Genomic DNA, 17,020 nt, shown 5'->3' with positions numbered 1-17,020 from the left:
GTAGGCGGTTGAAGGGGTATCAAGGACCAATAATTCGGTCTAAAGGGATTGGATTATTGGTCATACCGGGTCAGATCAGGACCTTGATCAGGCCGGTCAGGGCCAGCTGGACGAGGGCCAGGGGGACGAGCACCGCCCAGGCGAGTTTCTGCAGCTGGTCCTCGCGGAGCCGCGGGTACGTCACGCGCAGCCAGATCACCACGAACGACAGGAAGAAGACCTTCACCAGCGTCCAGAGCCAGCCGGGCAGGAACGGGCCGTGCCAGCCGCCGAGGAACAGCACGGTGGTCAGGAAGGACAGCACGACGATGCCGACGTACTCGGAGAGCATGAAAAGGGCGAAACGCATGCCGGTGTACTCGGTCATCGGGCCCATGATGATCTCGGACTCGGCGATCGGCATGTCGAACGGCGGGCGGCGCAGCTCGGCCAGGCCGGCCACGAAGAAGACGATGCCGCCGATCGCCTGCCACGGCAGCCACCACCACTGCCAGGCCTCGACGATCCCCGACAACGACAGGGTGCCGGCCGCCATCGCGACCGAGGAGGCGGCGAGGACGAGGGGCAGCTCGTACGACATGAGCTGGGCCGCGGAACGCATCCCGCCGAGCACGGAGTATTTGTTGGCCGACGCCCAGCCCGCCATGATCGAGCCGAGCACGCCGACGCCCATGACGGCGAGGACGAAGAACAGGCCGAGGTCGAGATCGACGGCGGCGCGGCCGCGGTCGATGGGGATGACGATCAGGACGAGGAGGTACGGGACCAGCGCCACCCCGGGGGCGATCATGAAGATGCGGCGGTCGGCCGCGGCCGGGATGATGTCCTCCTTCTGGGCGAACTTCACGCCGTCGGCGATGAGCTGCGCCCAGCCGTGGAAGCGGCCCGCGTACATGGGGCCGAGCCTCGACTGCATGTGGGCCATGACCTTGTGCTCCGTCTGACCGACGATCAGCGGCAGCACCAGGAACACGACGAGGATGACGACGAAGCTCAGCACCACTTCAAGCATCGGGCGGCCCCCAGTCGGCTGGAACTCCGGGCGGAAGGGTCTTGCGGCGGCTCGGGGCGCCGTGTCCTGATTCGCCGGGCTCCTTGGCGCCGGGCCAGGGCTTGGCCACGCGGGCGGCCAGGATGAAGTCCTTGCGGAGCGGGTGGCCTTCGAAGCCGTCGGGGAGCAGGAGCGGGACGAGGTTGGGATGGCCGTCGAAGATCACGCCGAACATCTCGTACGTCTCGCGCTCGTGCCAGTTCGCACCCCGGTAGATGGGGACGGCGGTGGGGAGGTGGGGGTTGTCGCGGGGGACGCGGGTGCGGAGGAGCAGCCTGCGTCGCGTGTCCGGGTTGTAGACGTGGGCCACGATCGCGAACGTGTCGGGAGGCTCGTCGACGCCCGTCAGCCAGTCGAAGAAGGCGTGGCCGAGGGTGTCGCGGGCGTATTCGAGGAGGTTCGTCCAGTCTGTTGGGGGCACGTCGATGGTGATGTCGCCGTAGGACTCCGTGACCTCGGCGCGGTCGCCGAAGCGGGCTTCGAGGCCGGCTGCGAGGTCGGCGCTCATGCCTGGCCGCCGGACGGGTCCTCCGCGTGGGAGCGGGACCAGATGTAGCGGTCTGACAGCTTTTCGCCGGCGATCTTCTCCTGGAGCTTGGTGATGCCGTACAGGAGGGCCTCGGGGCGAGGCGGACAGCCCGGGACGTAGACGTCCACGGGGATGATCTGGTCGACACCGTTCGTGACGCAGTAGGAGTCCCAGTACGGGCCGCCGGAGTTGGAGCAGGCGCCGAACGAGATCACGTATTTGGGGTCGGGCATCTGCTCGTACAGGCGCTTGACCGCGGGGGCCATCTTGTCGGTGACCGTGCCTGAGACGATCATGAGGTCGGCCTGCCTGGGGCCGTTGGCGAACGGGATCACGCCGAAGCGGATGAAGTCGTGGCGGCTGGTCGAGGCCGCGATGAACTCGATGGCGCAGCAGGCCAGCCCGAAGTTGAACACCCACAGCGAGTAGCGGCGGCCCCAGTTGAGGATGAAGCGCATCGGCTTGGGCGCCAATCGCGAAACCGGGCCCACTGTGGGCATCGGAAGGTCCGTTGCTGCCATACGGCCATTCTTGCGCGGATCACAGGACAGGCAAAGGAAGGGTGGTGCGGAAGGGGTTGGTGGGAGTGCTGTGAGGACTGAGGTGATGGCGGGGGTACGGAACGCGCTTCAGAGCTTGGCGGTGGCGGGTGGGCGCGAGGGGGGGTGGCGAGGCCAGGTGGCCAACGCCGGCGGGGCGCAGGTGGCCAACGCCGGCGGGTGGCGCAGGAGGGTGGCGTAGGAGGGGGTTCCCGATGCGGGGTGGGTTCGTCAGGCGGGGCGGGTTACGATCCGGGCATGGACGGCTACTTTGGCTCCTATGTGCTGGTGGCCGCGTTGCTTGCCATCGGTGTGGCGATCGTCGCCGGGGCGCTCTTCGCCAATCGGTTGCTGCGGCCGTCGCGGCCCACTCCTGAGAAGCTGACCACCTACGAGTGCGGGGTCGACCCTGTGGGTGAATGGTGGGCGCAGTCGCAGGTCCGGTACTACGTGTTCACGTATCTGTACGTGGTGTTCGCAGTGGATGCCGTGTTCCTCTTCCCGTGGGCGACGGTGTTCGATGCGCCTGGGTACGGGCTGACCACGCTGGTGGAGATGTTCGTCTTCCTGGGGTTCATCGCGCTGGGGATCCTGTACGCGTGGCGGAAGCGGGTGCTCAGCTGGACCTGACCCGGTGCCCAGCGTGGTCAAAGTGTCCGGACTGATCACACAAAATCCGGGTAAACCATAAGATCACACCCATACCCTGACAAGCATGCACAAATCGCGATTCTGTACGGGAATCGCTCTGCTGGCCCTCTCGGCCTCCGGTTGCGGCTTCGCCGCCGCCTCCAACGGGAGGGACATCATGGTCCCGGCAGAGCCGACGCTGATCGACTTCGTCGATCCCGCCACCGTCGTCGGCCTGTCCACCACGACCGTCACGGAAGGCGACCCGACGGCCGGCAGATACGTGCACATCAAGTACCCGGTGCTGACCGGCGCCCCAGCACTCAACCGGATGCTCAAGGCCGGCGCCGAGCGGCAGCTCAAGGACTTCAGGCGCACGACCCGCGGCGACGCCCCCATCCTTCCCAAGCCGGAGCTGAACGTGGAGTGGCAGTTCGCCGCCGCCTCCCCCGAGGCGGTCGGGGTGCGCCTGCGAACCGGCGAGTTCCTGGGCACGAACTGGGGCAACTCCACGCGTACGTACTGGTTCGACCCGCGCAGCGGCAAGGCCGCGACATCGACGGGACTGCTGGCGGGCAGGCCGGCGCTCGACAGGCTGGCGGCCCTGGTCAAGGAGGCGCTCGCGGAGCGCGGCGCGCAGGTGGAGCGCAGCCGGGTGACGGCGGACGCGGACATGTTCGACTCCATGGCGTTCAACAGGAACGGCGACCTGGTCGTGGAGTTCGACGACTGCGAGGTCGGCAGGTGCTCGCTCGGCCGGGTCGCGGTGGCCGTACCGGCGCAGCAGGTCACGCCGCTGCTGTCGGGCCTGGGACGGCGGGCGCAGCAGGCGGTGAGGGAGGCGGCCAGGCGGTCGGCGCATCCGGTGAACCCCGGCTTCGCGGCCACGAGCAGCCCCGACGCGGTCAGCAACCGGGCGGGCAACGTGGACTGCGCGAAGCGCAAGTGCGTGGCGCTGACGTTCGACGACGGCCCTGGCCCGTACACGGGACGGCTGCTCGACCTGCTGGCGGAGCAGCGGGCGCGGGCGACGTTCTTCACGGTCGGCGGCGGCGTGGCGTCGGAGCCCGCGCTGGTCCGGCGGATGAGCATGGAAGGCCACCTGGTCGGCAACCACAGCTGGGCCCACAGGGACCTGTCGAAGCAGCCGAGCAGCAAGGTCGCCGATTCACTCGGGAAGACCTCGGACGCGGTGTCGGAGGTCATCGGGCAGACGCCCACGCTGGTACGGCCGCCGTACGGGGCGGTGAGCCAGCAGGTACGCGACGTCGCACGCGAGATGGGCTGCTCGGTGGTCACCTGGGACGTGGACCCGAAGGACCAGACGGCCACCAAGGCGTCGGACATCGCGGACCGGGTCGTGCGCGAAGCGCATCCAGGTGCGATCATTCTCATGCACGACATTCATCGGGAAACCGTGGATGCGGTTCCGGACATCCTCAAAAGGTTGCGCGGGAAGGGTTACAGCTTGGTGACCGTTCCTGAGTTGTACGGCTCTGCGGGGATGCAGGCCGGCCGCATGTACAGGTCAGGGAACGAGCTGCCGGGTAAGCAGCCCCTGACGTAGCGCACGTGTTGGGGGGACGTATAGTTGGCGCTCGTGACCCGAACCGTCCTGTTCGCCCGCCTGCATGTAGACCTCTGCAGGCTGGCCGCCGGGCTGTGTCGTCGCTCTCCCACCTCACCCTGACCTGACTCCGACCGCGTTTACCCGCTTTGGGTGGCATGCAAACGCGTGACCTTCCGAGGATCTAGCATGGAAACAGAGAACGCGCCTAAGGCAACCGCGCAGTGGCGCGTCGAGGAGGACTGAGCTGTGACGAAGCAGGTCCAGCAACTCGACCGCGTGATCATCAGGTTCGCCGGTGACTCCGGCGACGGAATGCAGCTCACCGGCGACCGCTTCACCGCCGGCACGGCGGAGTTCGGCAACGACTTGTCGACGCTCCCCAACTTTCCCGCCGAGATCCGCGCCCCCGCAGGCACCCTGCCGGGAGTGTCGAGCTTCCAGCTCCATTTCGCCGACCACGACATCCTCACGCCGGGCGACGCACCCAACGTGCTGGTGGCCATGAACCCGGCCGCGCTCAAGGCCAACCTGGGCGATCTGCCCAAGGGCGCGGACATCATCGCCAACACCGACGAGTTCACCAAGCGCAACCTGCAGAAGGTCGGCTACGCGGCCAACCCGCTGGAGGACGACTCGCTCAGCGAGTGGCGCGTGCACGCGGTCCCGCTGACCTCGCTCACCGTGAAGGCCCTCGAGGGTTTCGACCTGTCCAAAAAGGACGCCGAACGGTCGAAGAACATGTTCGCTCTCGGCCTGCTGTCGTGGCTCTACCACCGGCCGACCGAGCACACGATCAAGTTCCTTGAGCAGAAGTTCGCGCGTAAGCCCGACATCGCCAAGGCCAACATCGCGGCCTTCCAGGCGGGCTGGAACTACGGGGAGACGACCGAGTCGTTCTCGGTCTCGTACGAGGTCAGGCCGGCCAGGCTGGCGCCGGGCGTCTATCGCAACATCTCCGGCAACCAGGCGCTGGCCTACGGCTTGATCGCCGCGAGCGTGCAGTCGAAGCTGCCGCTGTTCCTCGGGTCCTACCCCATCACCCCGGCCAGCGACATCCTGCACGAGCTGTCCAAGCACAAGCGGTTCGGCATCCGCACGTTCCAGGCGGAGGACGAGATCGCGGGCGTCGGCGCGGCGCTCGGGGCCGCGTTCGGCGGCGCGCTCGGCGTCACGACCACGAGCGGTCCCGGTGTGGCGCTGAAGGCGGAGACGGTCGGCCTCGCGGTCACCACCGAGCTGCCGCTGATCGTCGTGGACGTGCAGCGCGCCGGCCCCAGCACCGGCATGCCGACCAAGACCGAGCAGACCGACCTGCTGATGGCGCTGTTCGGCCGCAACGGCGAGTCGCCGGTGCCGGTCGTGGCGCCGATGTCGCCGAGCGACTGCTTCGACGCGGCGGTCGAGGCGGCCAGGATCGCGGTGAAGTACCGCACCCCGGTCATGCTGCTCTCCGACGGCTACCTCGCCAACGGCTCCGAGCCGTGGCGCCTGCCCGAGGTGTCGGAGCTGCCGGACATCTCGCAGCCGTTCACCACCGAGCCCAACGGCGACGACGGCGCGTTCCTGCCGTTCAAGCGCGACACCGAGACGCTCGCCCGCCCGTGGGCCATCCCCGGCACCGCCGGGCTCGAGCACCGCATCGGCGGCATCGAGAAGGCCGACGGCACCGGCAACATCTCCTACGACCCCGACAACCACGACCTGATGGTGCGCACCCGCGCCGCCAAGATCGCCGGCATCGACGTGCCCGACCTGGCCGTCGACGACCCGGACGGCGAGGCGAAGGTGCTGGTCATCGGGTGGGGCTCGACGTACGGGCCGATCGCCGCGGCCGTGCGCCGCATCAGGAAGGCCGGCGGCAAGGTCGCCCAGGCCCACCTGCGCCACCTCAACCCGCTGCCCGCCAACACCGGCGAGGTGCTCAAGCGCTACGACAAGGTGCTGCTGCCCGAGATCAACCTGGGCCAGCTCGCGCTGCTGCTGCGGGCGAGGTTCCTCGTCGACGTGATCAGCTACAACCGTGTGCGCGGGCTCCCGTTCAAGGCCGAGGAGCTGGCCGGAGTCATCCAGGACGTGATCGACAGTGACTGAGCTGGTGAACGGGAGGGGCCTGTCGCTCGTCCCCAAGACCGACGTGAAGCAGAGCCTGAAGGACTTCAAGTCCGACCAGGAGGTGCGCTGGTGCCCGGGCTGCGGTGACTACGCGATCCTGGCCGCGGTGCAGAGCTTCCTGCCCGAGCTGGGACTGAAGCGCGAGAACATCGTGTTCGTCTCCGGCATCGGCTGCTCGTCGCGCTTCCCCTACTACCTCAACACCTACGGCTTCCACTCCATCCACGGGCGGGCGCCGGCGATCGCGACCGGGCTCGCGGCCAGCAGGCCCGACCTGAGCGTGTGGGTGATCACGGGTGACGGTGACGCGCTGTCGATCGGCGGCAACCACCTGATCCACGCGCTGCGGCGCAACGTCAACCTCAACATCCTGCTGTTCAACAACCGGATCTACGGTCTGACGAAGGGCCAGTACTCCCCCACCTCCGAGGTCGGCAAGATCACCAAGTCGACCCCGATGGGCTCGCTGGACAAGCCGTTCAACCCGATCTCGCTGGCCATCGGCGCCGAGGCGTCGTTCGTGGCCCGCACCATCGACTCCGACCGCAAGCACCTGCAGTCGGTGCTGCGCGAGGCGACCGCCCACCGCGGCACGTCGCTGGTCGAGATCTACCAGAACTGCAACATCTTCAACGACAACGCGTTCGAGCAGCTCAAGGACCCCGAGGTCCGCGACGACATCACGCTGCGGCTCGAGCACGGCCAGCCGATCGTGAGCGCCGGCAAGGCCGTCGTACGCGGCCCGTCCGGCGGCATCGAGGTGGTGGCCCGCGACAGCGTGAGCGAGGACCAGATCCTCGTGCACGACGCCCACAGCCCCGACCCGTCGGTGGCGTTCGCGCTCAGCAGGCTCGACGAGCCGGCGTTCGAGCACGTGCCGATCGGCATCTTCCGCAGCGTCGACCGGCCGTCCTACGAGTCGCTGATGGCCGAGCAGCTGGAGGAGGCCGTGGCGCAGAAGGGTCCCGGCGACCTGAGCGACCTGCTCATGGGTGGAGACACCTGGCGCATCAGCTGAAACCGCCTCTGAACGCCGCCGCCCCTGCGAGGGCGGCGGCGTTCGGCATTCTGGGGCGTTCCCCGCGTAACGGCGCGGAGGCAGGCCGGGATACACCTGTGACCGGGCCGTGGGGGGCCGGGGGGAAGGTGCGCTGATGACGTGGACGGGCAGGCGGGCCCTGGTGACGGGGGCGTCGGGGTTCATCGGCGGCCACCTCGCCGCACGCCTGGCCGCGCTGGGGGCCGAGGTCCACACCGTGAGCCGGCGCGCCGGGACGGAGGGAGACGACGCCGCGAGCACCCCAGCGGACGAGGTCCAGCGGCACCAGGTGGACCTGCGCGATCCCGAGGCGACGGCCGAGCTGGTGCGCACGGTGTGCCCCGACGTCCTGTACCACCTGGCGAGCGAGGTCAACGGGGCCAGGGACCCTGAGATGGTGCGGGTCACGCTGGCGGGCAACCTCGTCGCCGCGGTCAACGTGCTGGACGCGGCCCGCGCGCACGCCGTCAGGACCGTGATGACCGGCTCGATCGAGGAGCCGCGGCCGGGCAACGGGCACGCGCCGCCGTCGTCGCCGTACGCGATGGCGAAGTGGGCCGCCACCGGCTACGCGCAGCTCTACCACCGCTTGTGGGAGCTGCCGGTCACGGTGCTGCGGCCCAGCATGGTGTACGGCCCCGCCCAGCCCGACACGACGAAGCTCATCCCGTACGTGACGCTGTGCCTGTCACGCGGCGAGCGCCCCCGGCTGACGAAGGGGACGAAGCTCGCGGACTGGATCTACGTGGACGACGTCGTGGACGCGTACGTGCGGGCCGGGGAGTCGAACAAGGCGATCGGCCACACGATGGACATCGCGACCGGGGTGCGGACGTCCGCTCACGACATCGTCATGAAGCTCTTCGCGATCGCCGCCCCTGGGCAGACCCCGGATTTCGGCGTGGCGCCCGACCGTCCGTACGACATCACGCAGGTCGGCGACATCGCCCCGGCGGCGGAGCTGCTCGGCTGGCGGCCTGTCACGGACCTGGACGACGGGTTACGGAGAACAGTCGATTGGTACGGGAAGGTGCCCGCGTGAAGAGCCGATTGAACGCCCTGCGCAGCCGCTTCGTGGACGCCCCCGACTCGCTCGGGGCCAAGGCGCGGGCACGGCGCTGGCAGTGGTTCGCGAGCCGTTTCCCCGACCTCGGCCGCATGCACGTCCTCGACCTCGGCGGCACGGCCGGCGCCTGGCTGCGCGCCCCCGTCAGACCGGCCCACGTGCACATCGTCAACCTCGAGGAGCCGCCCGCCGACCTGCCCTCCTGGCTGCGCGCGGACGTGGCCGACGCCTGCGACCTGCCGCCCGCGATCCGCGGCGCCCGCTACGACCTGGTCTTCTCCAACGCGGTCATCGAGCACGTGGGCGGGCACCAGCGGCGGCAGCGCTTCGCCGACACCGTGCACGAGATGGCCGACCGGCACTGGGTGCAGACGCCCTACCGCTATTTCCCGGTCGAGCCGCACTTCCTGTTCCCCGGCTTCCAGTTCCTGCCGCTGGCGGCGCGGACGACGATCCTGCGGCGCTGGCCGCTCGTGCACACGCCGACCTCCGACCGGGACGCGGCGCGCATGATCGCCATGGAGGTCGAGCTGCTCAGCGTGACCGAGATGCGGCACTACTTCCCCAAGTCGCGGCTGCACTTCGAGCGGCTGGCCGGGCTGGTGAAGTCGGTGATCGCCATACGGGGCTAGCCCGCCGTCACGCTCGCGACGCCGTCCTCCCAGGTGTTGCCGCGCCAGACGTTTCCGGGGCCGTTCGCGTCCCAGTACGACACCGGGCCCGCGTAGCCGCCCTTCGGCCACACCCGGCGGCTGAAGACGTTGTCGATGACCTTGATGTTGGACGACATGCCCTTCTTGCCGGCGCCCGCATAGAGGGTCCAGCCGCCGCCTGCCAGCAGGTTGCCCTGCACGGTGACGTTGCGGGTCACGCCGAAGTCCTGGAACAGGGCGATCGCGCCGGTCTGGTTGAGCGTGTTGATGACCGTGTTGTGGCGGATGATCAGCTCGGTGCCGGGGGCTGCGGTGCCGGTGGACATGATCATGTCGGTGTGGTCGCCGGAGTAGTACTTCGGGTCGTGCACGTACGAGTCCTCGATCAGGCCCTGGTCGGTGAGGATGCCGTTGGAGATCGTGTGGATGTCGACCCGGCGGATCGTGATCATCTTGCCCTGGTTGAGAATCCCGAACTGGGTGCGGCGCTTGCCGTTGCCGAAGATCTCGCTGTCCTCGACCTTCAGGCCGGTGTGGCCCGCACGCTGGAGGATGCCCCAATAGTCCTTCTGGCCGCGGACGCGGGTGTTGCGGATGGTCACGTTGTCCGCCTCGACCGTGATGTCGCCCGTGACGTCCCAGCCGTCGATGACCATGCCGTCCTGCTTGATGATGATCGAGCCGGTCTTCTCCACCATCCTGGTGCCCGCGGGGACGCCGGTGTTGCCGGGTCCCGGCCAGTCGCCCGAGGGCGGCACGGTGGTCCTGGTCGGCTCCGGGGTCGGCGTGGGAGTCGGGGTCGGGGTCGGGGTCGGGGTCGGGGTCGGGGTGGGCGTCCTGGTCGGCTCCGGGGTCCGGGTGACGGGCGGGGTCGGCGGCAGGGTGATCGTCCGCGTCGGGCCGGGCGTGGGGCTCGGCGGGAGCGGCAGCGTCCACGTCACCGTCGGGCTGGGGAGGGGCAGCGTGCGCGTCCGCGTCGGCGTCGGGACGGATGTGCGGGTGCGGGTGGGCCTGGGAGCCGGGGTCGCCGTGCGCGTCGTGGTCGGCGCGGCGGTCGGGCGGCGGGTCGGGCGGGGCGCCTGTTTCGTGGGACGCCGGGGCCACCACCGCCAGAAGTCCCGCTCGCGCCGGTACCAGGGCGGCGTCGTGGCGGGGCCGCGCAGCTGACGGCCCGCGGCGGCGCCGGGAGCGACCGCCCGTGACTCGGCGCCGCTCAGGCGGGGCTCCGACGCGTCGGTCAGGACGGTACGGGGCTCCGGCTCGCCGACGACGACCACGTACGTGCCGGCCAGCGCCGCCACCACGGAGACTCCGGCGAGGGACAACCAGCCGGCGTGCCTGCTCTTCCTGCGCTGCCTGGACACAGGCGGCTCCTTCCGATCACGGCCACGTCAAGTCCCCCAGGGGGAGAGATTAGCCATGCAGAAGGACAAAAAGAGGATATTCCGCGAAAAAGGACTCGCGCCCTTCTCATTCTCAGGAAACTCACGTTTCCCGAATATCGCGAAAAGTGATCTCCACAAGCCGGCTATCCAGGCGAAACCGTTTCCCCGTTTTCCCAGACGTTCCCCTCCCACCGATTTCCGGGCCCGTCATTATCCCAGTACGAAACCGGCCCCGCCGCCCCGCCCTTCGGCCACACCTTCCGGCTGAAGACGTTCCCGATGACCTTGATGTTCGACGACGTGCCCTTGTCCCCCGCCCCCGCGTACAACGACCAGCCGCCGCCCGCCAGCAGGTTGCCCTCGACCGTGACGTTCTTGACCACCCCGAAGTCCTGGAACAGGGCGATCGCGCCGGTCTGGTCGAGCGTGTTGATCACGGTGTTGTTCCTGATGATCAGCTCGGTGCCCGGGGCGGGCGGCCCGGTGGACATGATCATGTCGGTGTGGTCGCCGGAGTAGTACTTCGGGTCGTGCACGTACGAGTCCTCGACCAGCCCCTGCTGGGTGAGGATGCCGTTGGAGATCGTGTGGATGTCCACCCGGCGGATCGTGATCATCTTGCCCTGGTTGAGAATCCCGAACTGGGTGCGCTGCTTGCCGTTGCCGAAGATCTCGGTGTCCTCGACGGTCAGCCCCGTGCGCCCCTCCCGCTGGAGGATCCCCCACCAGCCCTTGGTGCCGCGGACTCGGGTGTTGCGGATGGTCACGTCGTCGGCCTCGACCGTGATGTACCCGGTCACCTCGACGCCGTCGATGACCGTGCCGTTCTTGGTCACCCGCATCGAGCCGGACTTGCGCAGCCGCACGCCTTCGGGCACGCCGGTGTTGCCGGGCCCCGGCCAGACCTTCTGGGAGGGCTCGGGAGAGGGTGCGGCCGAGGGAGTGGCCGAGGCGCTCCCCGTGGCGGGCGCGGCGGTCGAGGGCGCCGGGGTGACGTCCAGACGTTCCCGCCCGCCGGACGCCTGACAGGCGGTGCAGACCAGCACGAGCAGCGCGGCCAGGCCGGCCCGGAGGCCCCTGCCCGCAGTGCGCGACCTCACTCGCCCTTGGTCTTCCGTCCGCCGACCAGGTCCGCCAGCGCGGGCGGCGTCCAGCGTTTGGCGACCTGGCGCAGGTTGCTCTTCCACGCCTCGCCTGGACGCTGGCGGAACAGCGTGGTGTGCTCCTCGGTGACCTCGTCCGCGGGCCGGCCGTTGGAGTAGTAGTAGAGGGCCATCGAGCGCCGCGCCCGGTCCTCAGGGCAGGTGAGCGGGTCGGGGTGGCCGTGGTTGGCGTCGTCGGTGGTGGCGAACAGGACGAACCGGTTGAAGATCGGCAGGATCTTGCCCTCGCACGCGGTCATGTCCTTGTTCCAGAGCTGGAGATGCCCGCCGTAGTCCTCCTGCCAGTCCTTGTTGAGGTAGAGCAGGCCGTTGAGCCGCCGGTCGAGGTTGAGCCGGCGGCTGCGGTTGAAGTCGGCGTGCACCTTCAGGAAGCCGCCTGGGCGGATCTGGTGCAGGCCGCCGCCCTCGAAGTGCGGGTCGGAGACGAGGTTCGTGATGCCGGTCAGCCGCTCCAGGAAGTCGATGAACACCCCGCCGTTGAACTCCGCCAGCAGGTGCCGGGTGGCCGGGCCCATGCGCTCGGGGTCGGCCAGGGCGAGCTTGACCTCGCGGGCGGTGTCGAAGCGCTGCCAGGTGGCGTCCCTCGGCTCGGGAAACTCCGCCAGCACCGGCTCCAGCACCTCGGGCGGCAGGAAGTCGTCGATCACGACGTGACGGAACGGCGACGCCGTACGGAACTGCTCGGAGTACTTGTCCGCGAGCGGGAAGAGCTCGTCGCGACGAAACGTGAAAGCCTGCAGATCCTGCATGGATTGTGTCTCCGTCTCTACGACACCGGCCCCTGATCCACATATCGCCCCACATGTGCCTTCTGTTACCTGTAACGATCCATTCCTGGGGGGCGATGGCCGATTTGTGACGCCCGCCCGAGTCGCGATCGTGATCGTGACCTACAACAGCGCGCCGGTGCTCGGCGGCTGCCTGGACTCGCTGGCCGCGGGCGCGGAGGGGACCCGGCTCGCGGCCGTCGTGGTGGCGGACAACGCCTCCAAGGACGACTCGCTCGCGCTCGCCGGCAAAGCCGAGCTGCCGGTACGGCCCGTCCAGGTCGGCAGGAACGCCGGGTACGCGGCCGCCATCAACGCCGGCATCGCCGCGCTCGACCTCGCCGAGCTGGACGCCGTCCTCGTCCTGAACCCCGACTGCCGGCTCCGCCCGGGAGCGCTGGCCGCCCTCTGCGCGGCGCTCGACCGTCCCGGCACCGGCATCGCCGTCCCCCGCCTGGTCAGCACGGACGGCGTGCTGCACCACTCGCTGCGCCGCACCCCGGCGGTGCGCAGGGCGCTGGCCGAGGCGCTGATCGGCGGCGGGCCGGCGGCCCGGATCGGCACGCTGGGCGAGATGGTCACCGACCCGGAGCGGTACGAGCGTCCCGGCCCCGCCGACTGGGCCACTGGAGCCGCCATGCTCCTGTCGGTCGAGATGATCGAGCGAATCGGCCCCTGGGACGAGTCGTTCCTGCTCTACAGCGAGGAGACCGACTACGCGCTGCGCGCCGGGGACGCCGGCTGGACGCTCTGGTACGACCCGGAGGCCGTGGTCGAGCACATCGGCGGCGAGGCGAAGACCAGCCCCATGCTGGCCGCGCTGCTCACGGTCAACCGGGTGCGGCTGTTCAGGCGGCGGCGCGGCCGGGTGGCGAGCGCGGGCTTCTACCTCGCGGTGCTGCTGGGCGAGGCGATGCGGGCGGCGGCGGGCCGGCGTACGGCGCGGGCGTCGGTCGTGGCGCTGCTCAGGCCGTCCCGCCGGCTGCGGACCCTACCGGGATGAGAGGAACGCGATGAGAGTCGAGCGCCTGGAGCTCGAAGGCGTGCTGCTGTTCGTGCCGACGCCGCACCACGACGAGCGCGGCTTCTTCACCCGCACGTTCGACGCCGCGCTCGCGGCCGAGCACGGCCTGGACCCGCACGCGTTCGTGCAGGACAGCCAGTCGCGCTCGCGCAGGGGCACGATCAGGGGCATGCACGGGCGTTCCGGACGCGGCGAGGCCAAGCTGGTGCGCGCCGCGCACGGCGCCGTCCTGGACTTCCTGGTGGACGCCAGGCCCGGCTCGCCGACGTTCGGCGCGCAGACGGCCGTCCGGCTCGACGACGTGACGTTCGCCCACCTGTACGTCCCTCCCGGCTTCCTGCACGGCTACCAGGCGCTGACCGAGCACGCCGACGTCTGCTACCGCATCGACAGGGAGCACGACCCGGCGGAGGACCTGGCGGTCCGCTACGACGACCCCGACCTGGCGCTGCCGTGGCCGTTGCCGGTCAGCGTGGTCAGCGAGCGGGACCGGTCGGCGGGGTCGTGGAAGGACCTCAGGGCCAGGCTGGGGGTCTGAGCGGCGCGTTCAAGCCGCAGCATCGCCCCGGCCGTGCCGACGAGCAGGAACAGCACGCTCGTGATGCCGGGAAAGGAGAGCAGGTCGAACGTGGCCGCGCCGAGCAGTGGGATCACCAGGCAGGCGGCGACGGTCAGCCCCAGGTTGCGCACGTCGGGGTCGGCGCTCATGCGGCGTACCCGAAGCGCCGTCACGATCCCGGTGACGATCACGGCGACGAACCCGAGCACGCCGAGCAGCCCGGTCTCGACCAGGGACAGCAAGTACTGATTGTCGAACACCTGGTGCTTGAACGGATACCAGGTGCCGGGCCCGCGGCCGAAGACCGGGCTCTTGGCGAACTCGCGCATCGCCCAGGGGTAGTCGTGGGTGCGGTAGATGATGCTGCTGTCCTCGCCGGCCCCGGCGAACAGGTTGTAGAAGGTGCCGAGCAGGCCGGGCGCGAGCAGCTTCATGAAGCCGAGGAACGCCCCGAACGCGACCAAGGCGGCCAGGCGGCGCCGGTTGTTCCAGCCGATCAGCAGGATGAGCCCGGCGCCGGCGAGACCGAGCACGGCGGTCCTGGAGACGGAGAACATCAGGCCGGCCGCGATGACGGCGGCGCAGAACCACCAGCGCGCCGCCCCCTGGCCGCGACGCCGCGCCTGGAAACCGAGGTGCGCGGCCAGCGGCAGCAGCATCGCCGACAGCGCGCCGAACTCGATCGGGTGTCCCAGCGTGCCGGCCACCCGGCGCAGGTCCGAGCGGGAGATGACGGTCGGCACCTCCTCGGTCGAGGAGTGGCGCAGGCCCGGGAGCTGCAGATATTGCGTCAGGTCGAAATCGAGCCTGAACTGCAGCAGCGCGACGGCCGCCGCGAACGTCCCGCCGGCCACCAGCGCCTTGAGCACGAAGTCGAGCCGCTCGCGGCTGCCGATGCCGTCGCACATGACCAGGACGAGGCTCACGTAGCCGAAGTAGAGCACGAGCGTGTGGTCGGCCAGGTTGAGCTCGTCCGAGGGCAGGTAGAGGGAGGTCGTGTAGCCGTAGACGGCCAGCAGGACCAGCGCGTACGCGAAGATCGCGGTACGCACGGGGTTCGACCCCTTGGCCACGCCGGTGGTGCTGACCATCTGCGCGCACGCCCACACCACGCCCAGCGACAGCGCCACGATCTCGGCCGGGGTGAGCGACAGCGGCAGCCCCGCGACCGCCATCCGGGCCGGGACGAACAGCAGCACCAGCGCGAACAGGCCGGCCAGCGTGGCGCCGTCCGCGCGGCGCGGCACGACGACGGGAGCGGCGGTCAGACCGGGGGGACGCCGGGCCCTCATCCCTCGTGTCCCGCCGGCGAGCGGGCCCCGTTGGAGGCGGCCGTCTCCAGGGGCGCGGACGCGGCCCGCGTACGGCGGCGGGCCAGGCGGTGGCGGGCGAAGCTCTCGGCCGCAAAGGCCGCGAACAGGCTCACGAAGAACGCCAGCGCGCCGGTGACGACCGCGCTGCGCATCCTGCTGCCCTTCTTCTCGTCGGGCTCGGTCGGCGGCACGACGACGGTGGCGCTCACGTACGTGGCGGGCGGCGCCTTGACCTGCTGCTGCCGGGCGCGCAGCTCCCTGGCGGCCAGCTCGGTGACCTTGACGACGATGGAGCGGGCCTGCTCGGCGCTCGGGGCCTCGCAGGTGATGACGATGAACGGGGTGGCCGGCATCAGCTCGGGGTTGGTGCCGCCGCTGGTGACCTTGAGCGTGACCTCGCCGCCCGGCGGCACCCCGGCTTCTGCGGCGGCCCTCGGGGTGTTCAGCGCCTGGATGAGGATCGAGGAGGTCATGCTGAGCCCCTGGTCGAAGGAGACCAGCGGGTTGGTGCGCGGGTTGGGGAACTTGGGGTCGCTCGGCAGGCTGCCGCCGGTGACGGGCAGCGTGAGGACGAGGGCCGAGGTGGAGACGAAGGTCTTGGGCGCCACGGCGTACACGCCGAGCGCGGCGGCGACCGTCAGCAGGAAGGCGGGCACCGTCACGTACCAGCGCCTGAACAGCACCGTCACCGTCGCCCAGAAGTCCATGGGGCCGCTCACCCCTCGCCGTCGTCCTGGCCGGCCTTCCTGGGCCCGGGGACGGGTGAGAGGTCCTCGCCCCGGTAGGCGGGGAACTCCACGGTGGCGGAGCTGTCCTCGTCGGCCGGCGACTGCTCGGGCTCCTTCGCCTCGACAGCGTCGGGCTCGGAGTGCTCGGAGTGCTCGGAGTGCTCGGAGTGCTCGGCGGGCTCGGCGGGCTCGGCGGGCTCGGCGGGCTGCTCGGTCGGGCGAGCCGGGCGCCTGACGACCAGCGCGTACGCGATGCCCATGCCGAGGACCAGGCAGAGCAGGCCGGCGCCGATGCCCGCCTGCCACTTCAGGCTCTCGTCGGCCTCGGGCACGGCTGGCGGGACGATGTCGGTCGAGGTGATGAAGGTGTTCGGCGGGGCGCCGAGCGCCCGCTGCCACTGCGCCAGCTCGGTGGCCACCCGCTGCCGTGCCGCCATGAGCACGGAGGTGGCCCGCTCGGCCGAGTCGCTGGTCACCTGGATGTAGATGTAGGGGCCGTTGATGTCCAGGACGTTGGGGTTGCTGCGGCCGTCGTCGATGACGATCTCGGTCGGGCCGTCCTTGGGCGCCCCCAGCTCCGTCCAGACGTCCTGGGTGTTCATGGACAGGATGACGATGCTGGCCCCGGTCTTGAGCGCGTCGTTGAACGACAGGAACGGGTTCGTCATGCCCTGCTTGGTCTTGTCGTTCGGGATCGTGCCGCCGTTCACCGGCATGGCCAGCACGAGGGAGACGTCGGCGGTGTAGCGGGCTGGCACGAAGGAGTGCACGGCCAAGCCGGCCAGGATCGACAGCAGGATCAGCGGAGGACCGATGAGCGCTCTTCGGAGGAGAGCGAGAAGCGCCTTCCAGAACTCCATTTGGTACGTTCCCCCGCCTCGCGACGCTTGCT

At 69.8% G+C, this 17,020-nt stretch carries 17 protein-coding genes; 8 read left to right on the top strand and 9 right to left on the bottom strand.

The features are described 5' to 3' along the window. Positions 1 to 70 precede the first annotated feature (70 nt). Genes nuoH through AB0K12_RS35890 form a run of 3 tightly spaced genes read right to left on the bottom strand, consistent with a single transcriptional unit; the run spans position 71 to position 2,038 of the window. Complete coding sequence (gene nuoH / locus AB0K12_RS35900) at positions 71 to 1,012, bottom strand: NADH-quinone oxidoreductase subunit NuoH (protein ID WP_364571407.1); 942 nt, start codon at positions 1,010 to 1,012, stop codon at positions 71 to 73. Then, positions 1,005 to 1,559 (bottom strand): NADH-quinone oxidoreductase subunit C, encoded by a 555-nt coding sequence (locus AB0K12_RS35895; RefSeq protein WP_364571405.1) that lies wholly within the window; start codon positions 1,557 to 1,559, stop codon positions 1,005 to 1,007. Before AB0K12_RS35895 ends, nuoH begins: the two co-directional genes overlap by 8 nt. Further along, positions 1,556 to 2,038 (bottom strand): NADH-quinone oxidoreductase subunit B family protein, encoded by a 483-nt coding sequence (locus AB0K12_RS35890; RefSeq protein ID WP_364571695.1) that lies wholly within the window; start codon positions 2,036 to 2,038, stop codon positions 1,556 to 1,558. The genes AB0K12_RS35895 and AB0K12_RS35890 overlap by 4 nt, the downstream gene beginning before the upstream one ends. Before the next feature lie 339 nt (positions 2,039 to 2,377). Here AB0K12_RS35890 and ndhC point away from each other — a divergent pair, with 339 nt between their 5' ends. The 6 genes from ndhC (at position 2,378) to AB0K12_RS35860 (ending at position 9,168) form a co-directional block, all read left to right on the top strand. Beyond that, positions 2,378 to 2,749 (top strand): NADH-quinone oxidoreductase subunit A, encoded by a 372-nt coding sequence (gene ndhC, locus AB0K12_RS35885; RefSeq protein ID WP_364571403.1) that lies wholly within the window; start codon positions 2,378 to 2,380, stop codon positions 2,747 to 2,749. 85 nt (positions 2,750 to 2,834) lie between these two features. Next, positions 2,835 to 4,316: a polysaccharide deacetylase family protein gene (locus AB0K12_RS35880; RefSeq protein WP_364571401.1), complete on the top strand. Its 1,482-nt coding sequence runs from the start codon at positions 2,835 to 2,837 to the stop codon at positions 4,314 to 4,316. Between the two features lie 249 nt (positions 4,317 to 4,565). After that, positions 4,566 to 6,410, top strand: a complete 1,845-nt coding sequence (locus AB0K12_RS35875) for a 2-oxoacid:acceptor oxidoreductase subunit alpha (protein WP_345394554.1) — start codon at positions 4,566 to 4,568, stop codon at positions 6,408 to 6,410. Continuing rightward, positions 6,403 to 7,449 carry a 2-oxoacid:ferredoxin oxidoreductase subunit beta gene (locus AB0K12_RS35870; protein WP_364571398.1) on the top strand — a complete coding sequence of 349 codons (1,047 nt, stop codon included), beginning with the start codon at positions 6,403 to 6,405 and terminating at the stop codon, positions 7,447 to 7,449. Before AB0K12_RS35875 ends, AB0K12_RS35870 begins: the two co-directional genes overlap by 8 nt. Before the next feature lie 136 nt (positions 7,450 to 7,585). After that, positions 7,586 to 8,512, top strand: a complete 927-nt coding sequence (locus tag AB0K12_RS35865; RefSeq protein ID WP_364571396.1) for an SDR family NAD(P)-dependent oxidoreductase — start codon at positions 7,586 to 7,588, stop codon at positions 8,510 to 8,512. Further along, entirely contained in the window at positions 8,509 to 9,168 is a 660-nt protein-coding gene (locus AB0K12_RS35860; protein WP_364571394.1) for a class I SAM-dependent methyltransferase, read from the top strand. Before AB0K12_RS35865 ends, AB0K12_RS35860 begins: the two co-directional genes overlap by 4 nt. Here AB0K12_RS35860 and AB0K12_RS35855 read toward each other — a convergent pair. The 3 genes from AB0K12_RS35855 to AB0K12_RS35845 all read right to left on the bottom strand — a co-directional run bounded on the left by AB0K12_RS35855 (position 9,165) and on the right by AB0K12_RS35845 (position 12,486). Continuing rightward, on the bottom strand, positions 9,165 to 10,553 hold the full coding sequence (locus tag AB0K12_RS35855) for a hypothetical protein (protein WP_364571392.1): 1,389 nt from the start codon (positions 10,551 to 10,553) through the stop codon (positions 9,165 to 9,167). The two genes, AB0K12_RS35860 and AB0K12_RS35855, sit on opposite strands and share 4 nt — an antisense overlap. Before the next feature lie 164 nt (positions 10,554 to 10,717). Continuing rightward, positions 10,718 to 11,674 carry a right-handed parallel beta-helix repeat-containing protein gene (locus tag AB0K12_RS35850; RefSeq protein ID WP_364571390.1) on the bottom strand — a complete coding sequence of 319 codons (957 nt, stop codon included), beginning with the start codon at positions 11,672 to 11,674 and terminating at the stop codon, positions 10,718 to 10,720. Continuing rightward, positions 11,671 to 12,486: a 2OG-Fe(II) oxygenase gene (locus AB0K12_RS35845; protein ID WP_364571388.1), complete on the bottom strand. Its 816-nt coding sequence runs from the start codon at positions 12,484 to 12,486 to the stop codon at positions 11,671 to 11,673. The genes AB0K12_RS35850 and AB0K12_RS35845 overlap by 4 nt, the downstream gene beginning before the upstream one ends. Positions 12,487 to 12,541: 55 nt before the next feature. Between AB0K12_RS35845 and AB0K12_RS35840 the strand changes: the two genes are divergently transcribed. Both AB0K12_RS35840 and AB0K12_RS35835 read left to right on the top strand, forming a co-directional pair. Beyond that, positions 12,542 to 13,507, top strand: a complete 966-nt coding sequence (locus AB0K12_RS35840; RefSeq protein WP_364571382.1) for a glycosyltransferase family 2 protein — start codon at positions 12,542 to 12,544, stop codon at positions 13,505 to 13,507. 10 nt (positions 13,508 to 13,517) lie between these two features. Further along, positions 13,518 to 14,066, top strand: coding sequence for a dTDP-4-dehydrorhamnose 3,5-epimerase family protein (locus AB0K12_RS35835; protein ID WP_364571380.1), 549 nt, complete (start codon positions 13,518 to 13,520; stop codon positions 14,064 to 14,066). Here the strand turns inward: AB0K12_RS35835 and AB0K12_RS35830 are convergent. From AB0K12_RS35830 to AB0K12_RS35820, 3 genes are read right to left on the bottom strand one after another with little or no spacing between them, the layout of a single operon-like run. Next, complete coding sequence (locus AB0K12_RS35830) at positions 13,955 to 15,379, bottom strand: O-antigen ligase family protein (RefSeq protein ID WP_364571378.1); 1,425 nt, start codon at positions 15,377 to 15,379, stop codon at positions 13,955 to 13,957. The genes AB0K12_RS35835 and AB0K12_RS35830 overlap by 112 nt on opposite strands. Next, positions 15,376 to 16,107, bottom strand: a complete 732-nt coding sequence (locus AB0K12_RS35825; protein WP_364571376.1) for a hypothetical protein — start codon at positions 16,105 to 16,107, stop codon at positions 15,376 to 15,378. The genes AB0K12_RS35830 and AB0K12_RS35825 overlap by 4 nt, the downstream gene beginning before the upstream one ends. Positions 16,108 to 16,115: 8 nt before the next feature. Continuing rightward, positions 16,116 to 16,988, bottom strand: a complete 873-nt coding sequence (locus AB0K12_RS35820; RefSeq protein WP_364571374.1) for a hypothetical protein — start codon at positions 16,986 to 16,988, stop codon at positions 16,116 to 16,118. Between the last annotated feature and the right edge of the window lie 32 nt (positions 16,989 to 17,020).

Origin of the sequence: Nonomuraea sp. NPDC049419, from assembly GCF_040676995.1 — a bacterium.
GTDB lineage: Bacteria > Actinomycetota > Actinomycetes > Streptosporangiales > Streptosporangiaceae > Nonomuraea > Nonomuraea salmonea.
This window is presented reverse-complemented; position numbering and strand designations above follow the sequence as displayed.

Bases quoted from the DNA above. Each gene is read 5' to 3' on its own strand.
- AB0K12_RS35865 (WP_364571396.1), top strand. From the start codon at position 7,586: ATGACGTGGACGGGCAGGCGGGCCCTGGTGACGGGGGCGTCGGGGTTC.
- AB0K12_RS35825 (WP_364571376.1), bottom strand. From the start codon at position 16,107: ATGGACTTCTGGGCGACGGTGACGGTGCTGTTCAGGCGCTGGTACGTG.
- nuoH (WP_364571407.1), bottom strand. From the start codon at position 1,012: ATGCTTGAAGTGGTGCTGAGCTTCGTCGTCATCCTCGTCGTGTTCCTG.
- AB0K12_RS35835 (WP_364571380.1), top strand. From the start codon at position 13,518: ATGAGAGTCGAGCGCCTGGAGCTCGAAGGCGTGCTGCTGTTCGTGCCG.
- AB0K12_RS35890 (WP_364571695.1), bottom strand. From the start codon at position 2,038: ATGCGCTTCATCCTCAACTGGGGCCGCCGCTACTCGCTGTGGGTGTTC.
- AB0K12_RS35830 (WP_364571378.1), bottom strand. From the start codon at position 15,379: ATGAGGGCCCGGCGTCCCCCCGGTCTGACCGCCGCTCCCGTCGTCGTG.
- AB0K12_RS35880 (WP_364571401.1), top strand. From the start codon at position 2,835: ATGCACAAATCGCGATTCTGTACGGGAATCGCTCTGCTGGCCCTCTCG.
- ndhC (WP_364571403.1), top strand. From the start codon at position 2,378: ATGGACGGCTACTTTGGCTCCTATGTGCTGGTGGCCGCGTTGCTTGCC.
- AB0K12_RS35895 (WP_364571405.1), bottom strand. From the start codon at position 1,559: ATGAGCGCCGACCTCGCAGCCGGCCTCGAAGCCCGCTTCGGCGACCGC.
- AB0K12_RS35845 (WP_364571388.1), bottom strand. From the start codon at position 12,486: ATGCAGGATCTGCAGGCTTTCACGTTTCGTCGCGACGAGCTCTTCCCG.
- AB0K12_RS35820 (WP_364571374.1), bottom strand. From the start codon at position 16,988: ATGGAGTTCTGGAAGGCGCTTCTCGCTCTCCTCCGAAGAGCGCTCATC.